We start from the raw sequence: 9602 nt of genomic DNA on the forward strand, positions 1-9602 counted from the left end.
ATCGGGAATGCGCTCCAGCCCCAGGCCGGCAAACTGACGCAGGAGGGTGGTCTCATACAGCGCTTCTTCCATCGCCGGATCGCTGTAGCCAAACCAGTTCTGCATCAGGTGCACACGCCGCATCGCCATCAGCGGATACGCCGGGCGGCCCCCTTCACCTTTAGGGTAATGCGGTTCGATCAGGGCAATCAAACCCTTCCATGGCACCACCTGATCCATCTCGATCAGGAACAACTCCTTGCGGGTCTGCTTGCGCTTGCTGGCGTACTCGGCGTCGGCGAAGGTCATCTGTTTCATGGAAGAGCTCGGGCGTGGGGCGTCTGGGCATTTTGCCAAATCAACAAGTCTTCTTCAGGATTTCCCTAGGTGGTTGGTACTGGAGCAACATTCCGCTCCGCGGAGTAATTGGTATGCTTATTGTTGATCCCGCAACTGGAGGAATGTTTAAGTTTCCTGAGGATGCTTCTGCTGATATGGGGCAGCCTGTGGCTCAAGCTTCAAAAAACAAAATGGTAGTAATGACCTTAGACCAAATACCTGAAAATCTACGCAGTAGCTTAGTTCAGGTGCGATAACAGCTTACTTAAGACTGAAGTAATGGAAGTGGCGTTGACAACACTTCCATCAACAACGAGTAGGCGTATTCGACTTGAGGTTCGGGGATTAGGTACTCCCAATCACGTGACCAAAGGAGATGTGAAGCGATCGTTGATGTACTCAATACGCTTCACGCTGTTATTTATATTAGTAGAGCTTTCCGCCACCGTTTTAACTCAGCTGCAGTCAATCCGTGATGGAGGCGCTAGGCAGTACAGGCCATGTCTAAGCCGAGCTGAAGTAATAGCATACTGCGCTGCTCGGCTGGCTGTAGGGCCAACGCATTTATGCTCCAACTATTATAGCCTGCTTTCTTGAGCGTCTGGCTGTGGGTCAAAACAAAGGTCTGCTGATCAGCAGGGCGACCGGCCAACTCATTCATGCCACGTCCCTCATATCCAGCCTCTGTGAGCATCAACCCATAACGCAAAACAAAATTCTGCTGTTCAACTGGGCACCGTGCCAACTCGTTTATCCCATAACTCTCATACCCTAGGTCTTTGAGTGTTTGAAGATGACTTAAGACAAAGTTCTGTTGGTCAGTAGGGCAGTGCGCCAACTCGGTCATCTGATGATCTGTAAAACATGCCTCTTTGAGTGTGTAGGCATAGTTCAAAACAAAGCGCTGCTGATCGGCAGGGCAGCTGGCAAGCTTGTTCATCTGAGACCCCCTGTATCCTATATCGGCAAGATTACGTCCATAGGTCAAGATAAAGCCCTGTTGCTCAGCAGAGCGGTTGGCCAATTCATTCATCTCATGTGCCTTAAAGCCGAGTCTATTAAGACTCAACCCGTGCGTTAGAATAAAGCGCTGTTGATCGGCGGGGCAGTTAGTAAGCTGGTTTATTTTACTGGCGACATAGCCTGCCTTTCTGAGCGCCAACCCGTGGGCTATTACAAATTGCTGCTGATGGGCGGGAAGTTGCGCCAGCTCGTTCATTTCATCAGGTTCATAACCTGACGCTTTAAGGCAAAGACTGTGAGCCAAGACAAAGCGCTGCTGGTCAGCCGGTTGGCTCGCCAGCGTGTTCATCTGAGAGCCGCCATATCCTAGTTCTTTAAGCATAGGCCCGTACGTTAAGACAAACCGTTGTTGGGTGGCGGCACGACTGGCAAGCTGGTTTATCTCATTACCGACATAGCCTATATTTTGAAGCATCCGGCCGTGCGTTAGGACGAAGCTCTGCTGATCAACGGGACAGTTCGCCAGCTTGCTCATCTCAGTAGCTGCATACCCTACGTCTTGAAGCATCTGACCATGAGTTAAGATAAAGGCCTGCTGATTAGCGGGTTGGCAGGCGAGGTGGTTCATGTCCTTAGCGTTGTATCCGGTTGCTTTAAGCATTTGGCCATATGCCAAGATAAAGTTCTGCTCAGCAGCGGGACGGCCTGCTAACTCATTCATGCTCCTACCATCGAAGCCTGCTTTGATAAGCGTTTCGCCATGCGTCAGAACAAAACTTTGTTGCTGAACGGGACGGCGGGCCAACTCGTTCATCTCGTGGGCTTGATAATTCCTGTAACCTGCATCCTTAAGCGTTTGATAGTGAGTCAGAATAAAGACCTGCTGATCTGCTGGGAGACCAGCCAGCACGTTCATTTGGAGACCTCGGTAACCTGCGTACCTGAGTGTTTGCCCATGGCTCAAGACAAACATTTGCTGGTCAGCAGGACGGTCGGCCAACTCGTTCATGTCATTGGCCGCATAGCCTATGTTTTGGAGCATTTGGGCATGAGCGAGGATAAAGTCTCGCTGATTGGCTGGCTGACGGGCCAAAGCCATCATTGGCCAGATCCCATAACCAACTGCTTTGAGTCTTGGGCCGTGAGTCAATATGAAGGCCTTCTCTTCCTCGGGATAGCTGGCCACCATATTCATAGAAAAAGCGCTAAAGCCTATGTCCTTGAGCGTCAATGCGTGGAGCACGACAAAATTCCATTGGTCAACAGGCTGACCTCCCAGGGCTGTTATGGCTCGACCATCGTATCCTGTTTTTCTAAGCATCTGTCCATGACTCTTAACAAGGCCGTGGCAGTCAGATAGCTTATCCATCCCATTAACCATTATCCTTTGGTCAACGTCTTGTGGAGTCGTGGAACATTTTTCACGGTCTACACTTGGGCGTTCAATAACCTGCAGCAAAGGCGCGTTTAAAAGACTCATAAGCGATAGGCTCTAATGATCTAGGAAAAGTGTTGTTCAATTTCTACTAGACAAAGGTTCCAGCTTTGTTACCGGATCTAGGCTCTATCTGGAAAATATTTTCTCAAGCAAATCCGTATGCAGCTAAAGAGATCATGACTTCGAAGCTGCTGGTGAGCATCTCGAAACGGGTGGCTATCCGAAGATGCTCCTTAAGCCAGCTCAAGAGCCGCTCGATAGCATTGCGCTTACGACAGGCCGGTCGGTCAAACAGCCTGGGCAGTCCTGTTCTAGGACGGCGATGCCTCTGGCGTAACGGGATGATGGGCTTGATCCTGAAGCGATCTCAGCACTGACGCAGCGCCTGGCTGTTATAGCCCTGGTTTGCTAGAACTGTACGGCACTGCTTGATAGATCGATCTAGCGAAGACGCCCGGCAAATCGCTTCCAATACGAATGAGAAGTAGCGCCTATCGGCGTGATGCCCAGGAGAAACAGTAAAGCTTAAGGGAATGCTATGCATATTGTAGGAAGCTTACTTGTCAGCCCGCCACGACTGCATCCCAGCGTTTGGTTATCCCTTTTTTAGGAGCACCTGAGACGCCATGCGTTTCGCGGACGGAGGTCGAGTCAACCATCCAGATGCTTAGATCAATACGACCGTCCTGCCTCAGCCCCAAATAAAATCGTCTGAGTGAACTGACCCCCGAAAGTTGGACACAACCTTCGGGAGTTTCTTTATGGCGAAATACTCGCTTCAGTTCAAACTACAGATCGTTCGAGATTATCTCGGCAGTACCGACGGCTATAGCAGAGTCTCTCATCGGCACCGGATGGGACGAGGCCTGGTCCGCACCTGGGTTGCGGCCGTTCAGCAGCATGGCGAAGCAGGTCTTACACCCGCACGGTCTCACTACAGCACGACCTTCAAACTCTCTGTTCTTGAACGAATAGACAAAGAGAGCCTCTCCTATCGTCAGGCCGCTGCACTATTTAAGATTGCTACGCCTTCGAGCATTCTGCGTTGGCAGCAGCAGTACGAGCAGGGTGGCTTAGCAGGCCTGCAACGCAAACGACGAGGAACCATGGTAAAACAGGGCGACATGCTTTCTGCCATCGAAACTCCCGTCAATACCCAGCGCACCCAACAAGAACTCACTGACGAGGTGGTAAGGTTGCAGCTGGAGAATGCCTATCTGAAACGAGCTAAAAGCCTTGGATCAACGCCGACAGCGCTCAGCACTCGTGAGAAAACGCAGATAGTGATAGAGCTCAAGCAACACTATCCACTAGCCTGCCTGCTCAAGGCAGCGGGTCTAGCTCGCAGTACCTTCTACTATCAATCAAAGCGATTGGCTGTCACAGATAAATACGCTGGGCTCAAAAGCACTATCAAGACGCTTTTTGAGCGACATAAGGGCCGTTATGGGTATCGCCGTATCACCGCAGCCTTACGTAACCAGGGCACTGGGATAAACCATAAAACCATCCAGCGCTTGATGGGTAGCTTGGCACTGAAGTCGTCGGTTCGGCGCCGCAGTAAGTACCGGGCGTACCGAGGCGCAACCGCTAGGGCTGCCCCTAACCAGCTCAACCGCAACTTCTCAGCCGAGCGGCCTAACGCGCGATGGGTGACAGACATTACCGAGTTTAACGTCCGCGGTCAGAAGCTGTATCTATCACCGATTCTAGACCTCTATAACCGCGAGATCGTGGCCTATGAGATGGCTCGGCGACCCGTATTTCATATGGTTCGAGACATGATGGGCAAGGCCTTCAAGCGCTTAAGACGCGACGAGGCTCCACTCTTGCATTCGGACCAGGGCTGGCACTATCAAATGTCCGCCTTTGGTCGTCTGCTGGAGCGGCGCGGCCTCACCCAGAGCATGTCACGACGCGGCAACTGTTTGGACAATGCCGCCATGGAAAGTTTTTTTGCCGTGCTCAAGTCCGAGCTGTATTACCGGGAATCATTCAGTAGCGTGGCTCAGTTGGAAAAGGCGCTGCGTGGGTATATCCGCTATTACAACCACGACCGGCTGAAATTATCGCTGGGTGGCGTAAGCCCAGTGCAGTACCGACTCAAAGCTTTATAGCTCTCCTTTCAAGTCGACAGATTAACATTTGCTTTATCGCCAAAGATTAATGATTTTCTTCTTCACCCTCTGGTGAGGGAGACCGGGAATCATACCCATGAGGTCCTGGATACGCTACGGGTGGCCCCTGATACGTAGCAGGCGGATTTTTGAAGGATGGGTAGCGTAAAGACCCTCCAGGAGACGGTGGAATGTCGGGCGAGTCGGGGGGAACCGGATACCCTTGAGGATTGGGCAGCGAGATATAGTGACGCGGCGGGAAAGCACCGTTGAACTGCAATATGTCCATTTCAGGCTTTCCGGCCACATCGGGGACTTTTACAAAGGATTGAAGGTGCGGCATCTGACGCGCGCCCACATGATCTGTTAGAGAAGGTTCCCAGGCCGTGTATGGGCCAGGTGGATGGCTATGCCCAAAAGTACGCCCAGACCGCATATCAAGATCGGGTAAATCTTCTACATTCACATGCCCATGTTCTCCAATAGCAACGTCCCCAGCCTCTAAACTATCTGAATTAGGGTTGTAGTGACTAACTTGTGCCCTTTCCCTAAATGTTGGATCTGTATGGTAAGGTCGGTTGGGATTTGTTCCTATGCCAGGGATCGATCTAAAGTTATTAATACCATCTCGTAGGTCAGCCGACTGATACTTATAACCGTTGAACCGGCTTCTTAAGCTGTGTATTCCCTGCTTTTCCTGCATTGCTGATGTATTTAATGCACGACAGTAAGGATCGTTAGGATCAGTGGAAAGAGTAGGATTTTGAGGATGTCGTTGAAGCGGCCAAGAATGGGGGTTTGGTTGGACCAATAAGACAGGTTCGTAGTTAACAAACTGGCCGCTCGAAGTAGGCTTCAGAATATTGTCGGATGTTTCAATTATAGGCTGCCGTCTCACTGACACCTGTGGACTCATTGTACTTGCTAATGACAGCCCATCAGTTACTCCTTGCATGTTACGAGGGACAATGCCTGATCCACGCAAATTGGGCGTCGCATCGGGTAGTGGGGCATCTTGTTGCCCAGTCAGTGCTTCTAATGCCAAAGTACGCGGCTCAAAACGAGCACGGCAATAGACACGCTGATTCAAGTCACTAATGCTCACCTGCTCTATGTTTGAGAGGGGGTCAAGCACACAGTTGACTATCATCTTCTCCGGTAATTTATGTGACGAATGTGGGGCTAAAAAACGATTGTTCGTCCTAACAGCGTATATGAAGGATCCACTGTCAGGTGAATGTAAAATTAACTGTTTATTCGTTTCAGGATGAATCGCACCGTAAAGGACACATTTTTCAGAATCAGAAAGGGTTGTCACCAATTTTCCAGTATGGGCGGTGATGTTTCCGGTACTGACAGAACGTGCCAATGGCAGATTTATAACCCGAGGGGGCGTCCTTACTGCAGGGTTATTATCTAATAGGTTAGGAGCGTCTTGGGTCGGAGTAAATCCAAGAGAGCCTCGAATTGGAAGCATAGGTTTTTCTCGCTTAGGCGATTGCTCAGACACAAGCGGTTAGAGGTCAGCACTATGAGCGGTTGCAAACAGCTATTTGGTTCCAAATTGGTTGAATAATAGAAGGCAGAGCAAGCAGATAAGTCCTGTACTGCCTAAAGGGCTGATAGCAAAAGATCAGCTCTGAATAGGCTAAGGGCAAGTTCCACTGAACCTTGTAGCGTTCCTGAGTGAGCTCTCTCTTACAGTCAGATCTCCTGCTTAGCTCATCGTCAAGTTTTACTTGATGTAAGGATGAATTACCCCGAAGGTTGTGTCCAACTTTCGGGGGTCAGTTCAGAGCAGAGCCTTAAACAGTGAGCGGTCTCGCTAGATACGGAGACGGTGGTAGACCGTTTGCCAGGCTCCAAAGTGACGGGATAGATCACGCTACTTCGCTCCTGAGCACAGCACCCAAAAGATGCCGTTAAGCATCAAGCGATCATTCTTGCGGTGCCAGAAACCAGATCGCTGATCAGCGCCCATGATCGATCATTTAACATATAACGGGCTATCATTTTTGGTCTCCGCTCGGAAAAGACATCACCGAGTAGCAAATCGATTTTTCAGACAGAACGTAGTACGAACATTTGTGACTGCTCACGCTTAAACCCTATGGCTATGCTGGCCGAGCAGCCGAGTAGATCTGCCGTCTTGCGGACAGAAAGCCCTTAGCCAAACATTATTGGATTCTCTTGGCCGGGTTGCCTTCCTCGGTACAGGCCAGTGAACTTAGCCTTTTTGATGCCTTGTGCTTGCCGTTCCCAACGGGTTTTATAGTCCTGTGGCCATAAACTCCAAAAACATCTGGCTAATCGCTTTAAGCATCCATTCCTGGATTCCGTCCATACCGGATAGCTTGAGTACGTTATGGGTGATAGGGAGGTCGAGCGCAACGACCTGAAAGCCGGCTGCTACCATCACCCGGGCTGACAACAAAACAATTTACTAACGCTATACAACTTATCAGCGTTAATCACAAGAAGAACTGTGCCAAGCGAGCTCAAGCAGTCACGGGCGACCTTAATGCCACGGCAGCTGATTACGATAGAATAGTCATAAAGGCGCGAACGTTAGGTCTGACTTATAAGCAGGTCGTAGAAGAAGAAAAGCGAAACTCTAAGGCATGACTTTGTATGCCCATAGTCAAAAATAGCGGGTGTGGGTTCTTCTGAGGCAGGGGTAGATGACGGCAGCAATACTGAGCCTGCTTAAGCGTTCTCTCATTTATAACGCAGGGGCTTCTTGGATTGTTAGGGCCTCGGCCAGTAGTGTTGGTACGTTCCATACCTTAAAACAGTCCTCCCATTAATCACCGGCTCGTAGCCCCTACTCAGGACTACAATCGTCGAGGTGTCTCTTGATTGTAGTGGTCTACTGATCCCGGACACCGATTTAGGCGAGTATGCTCGCCATAGAGAGGTGTCTGATGACCAAGCAACGTCGTTCCTTTACGCCTGAGCTCAAGCGCGAGGCTGCCAGCCTGGTGTTCAATCAGGGCTACAGCTATATCAAAACCGCCCGCTCGCTTGGGCTAGTCGAGTCCGCCCTGCGCCGATGGGTAAACCAGCTCCAGCAGGAGCGAAACGGCATGACCCCGACCATCAAAGCCCTAAAACCTGAACAGCTGAAGATTCAGGAACTGGAGGCCAAGATAAACAGGCTGGAACGGGAAAAATCCATATTAAAAAAGGCTACCGCGCTCTTGATGGCTGAGGAGCACGAGCGCTCGCGTTGATTGATCAACTGCGCTCCGATGAGCCTCTTGGTCTGTTGTGTTCGGTATTTGAAGTGTCCCGATCCTGCTATTACGCGCATTGCCGCAAGCGTCGTTGTCCTGATCTTGAGCGGCTGGCTCTGCGCGCTCGGGTAAATGAGCTGTTCACCCAGAGTCGCAGCGCGGCCGGCAATCGAAGCATCATGTACATGATGCGAGAGGAAGGTATTGAAATCGGGCGTTTCAAGGTGCGCGAGCTGATGAGTGAGATGAAGCTGATCAGCAAGCAGCCGGGCTCACATGCCTACAAAAAGACAACGGTAGAGCGCCCGGAAATCCCCAATGTGCTGGATCGGGGGTTTACGGTTTCGGCACCAGATGAAGTCTGGTGCGGAGATATTACGTACGTCTGGGCTCAAGGCTGCTGGCACTATGTAGCGGCTGTGATTGATCTCTTTTCCCGTCGCGTGGTGGGGTGGGCGTTTTCATCGCGACCCGGTGCCGACTTGGTGATCAAAGCGTTGGATGTGGCTTATGAGCAGCGGGGCCACCCTCGGAATGTGCTGTTCCACAGCGATTAAGGGAGCCAATATGGAAGTCGCCGCTTCCGTCAGCGCTTGTGGCGTTACCGGTTCAAGCAAAGTATGAGCCGGCGCGGGAACTGCCATGACAACGCGCCAATGGAGCGGTTGTTCCGCAGCTTGAAAACAGAATGGGCGCCAAGCGTGGGTTACATGAGCGTTGCGCTGGCACAGCAAGATATCGGTCGGTATCTGATGCAATGGTACGACTGGCAGCAGCCACATCAGTTTAACGTGGGACTACCGCCTGCGGTGGCCGAGGAAAAACTTAACGCAGTGTCCGGGATTAGTTGACCACTACAGATATCGACCGTGCCGCTGCAAAGATGCTTCACGCGGCGGATTTCTGTTGAATTCAGATGTGTAGTCGTTGAGGTATATCCCAGCGGCTACACATCTGAGCTTTGAATATACCCGTGTTATGGTGAATGGAGGTACAAGCACTACCGGGTGATGCCTTAATACGCTGAAAAGACTCCCTTGCTAAGGTCTAAAAGAAGCAAGCAAAATTATGCCGTGGAAGTTTGCTTTTCTGCTTCTACGACCTGCTCATAAGTTAGGCCTAGCGTTCGAGCCTTTTTGCCTATTCTCTCGTAATCAGCTGCCGTAGCATGGGGGTTGCCCGTGAGCTCCCGGGCACGCTTAGCGCGCACCATTCTATGGTAATCAGCCGATGTAGCCTCGGGGTTGCCTGTGAGATTCTGGGCGAGCTTAGCTTTCTGCATTTTCTGGTAATCAGCTGCCGTAGCATCAGAGTTGCCCGTGAGCTCCCGGGCACGCTTAGCGCGCAGCATTTTCTGGTAATCAGCCGATGTAGCCTCGGGGTTGCCTGTGAGTTTCTGGGCGAGCTTAGCGCGCAGCATTCTCTGGTAATCAGCTGCCGTAGCATCAGAGTTGCCCGTGAGCTCCCGGGCACGCTTAGCGTCCTGCACTCTCTGGTAATCAGCTGCCGTGGCATTAGGGTCGTCTGTGA

6 protein-coding genes and 2 pseudogenes are annotated in these 9602 nt (G+C 51.2%); 3 read left to right on the forward strand and 5 right to left on the reverse strand.

The features are described 5' to 3' along the window. A partial coding sequence (locus tag IEX86_RS24040) for a transposase (protein ID WP_188868681.1) occupies positions 1–297 on the reverse strand: 297 nt, incomplete at its 3' end. Positions 298–410: 113 nt separating this feature from the next. On the opposite strand from IEX86_RS24040, the gene IEX86_RS24045 reads away from it, so the two are divergent. Then, complete coding sequence (locus IEX86_RS24045; RefSeq protein ID WP_188868682.1) at positions 411–575, forward strand: hypothetical protein; 165 nt, start codon at positions 411–413, stop codon at positions 573–575. A gap of 227 nt (positions 576–802) precedes the next feature. Here the strand turns inward: IEX86_RS24045 and IEX86_RS24050 are convergent, their stop codons facing one another. After that, positions 803–2650, reverse strand: coding sequence for a hypothetical protein (locus tag IEX86_RS24050; RefSeq protein ID WP_188868683.1), 1848 nt, complete (start codon positions 2648–2650; stop codon positions 803–805). Between the two features lie 830 nt (positions 2651–3480). On the opposite strand from IEX86_RS24050, the gene IEX86_RS24060 reads away from it, so the two are divergent. Then, the gene (locus IEX86_RS24060) at positions 3481–4836 is read left to right on the forward strand and encodes an IS3 family transposase (RefSeq protein ID WP_188868684.1); all 1356 of its coding nucleotides are present in this window, start codon (positions 3481–3483) and stop codon (positions 4834–4836) included. Positions 4837–4882: 46 nt separating this feature from the next. Here the strand turns inward: IEX86_RS24060 and IEX86_RS24065 are convergent, their stop codons facing one another. Both IEX86_RS24065 and IEX86_RS25295 read right to left on the reverse strand, forming a co-directional pair. Further along, positions 4883–6154, reverse strand: coding sequence for a hypothetical protein (locus tag IEX86_RS24065; RefSeq protein ID WP_188868685.1), 1272 nt, complete (start codon positions 6152–6154; stop codon positions 4883–4885). A gap of 570 nt (positions 6155–6724) precedes the next feature. Then, positions 6725–6849, reverse strand: a pseudogene (locus IEX86_RS25295) (IS5/IS1182 family transposase); the annotation flags it as partial. Between the two features lie 911 nt (positions 6850–7760). On the opposite strand from IEX86_RS25295, the pseudogene IEX86_RS24070 reads away from it, so the two are divergent. Then, positions 7761–8923, forward strand: a pseudogene (locus IEX86_RS24070) (IS3 family transposase). Between the two features lie 215 nt (positions 8924–9138). On the opposite strand, the gene IEX86_RS24075 reads toward IEX86_RS24070, so the two are convergent. Continuing rightward, positions 9139–9602, reverse strand: a 464-nt coding sequence (locus IEX86_RS24075) for a hypothetical protein (protein WP_188868686.1), incomplete at its 5' end; no start/stop codon positions are given.

This window comes from Pseudomonas asuensis (assembly GCF_014646755.1).
Classification (GTDB): domain Bacteria; phylum Pseudomonadota; class Gammaproteobacteria; order Pseudomonadales; family Pseudomonadaceae; genus Chryseomonas; species Chryseomonas asuensis.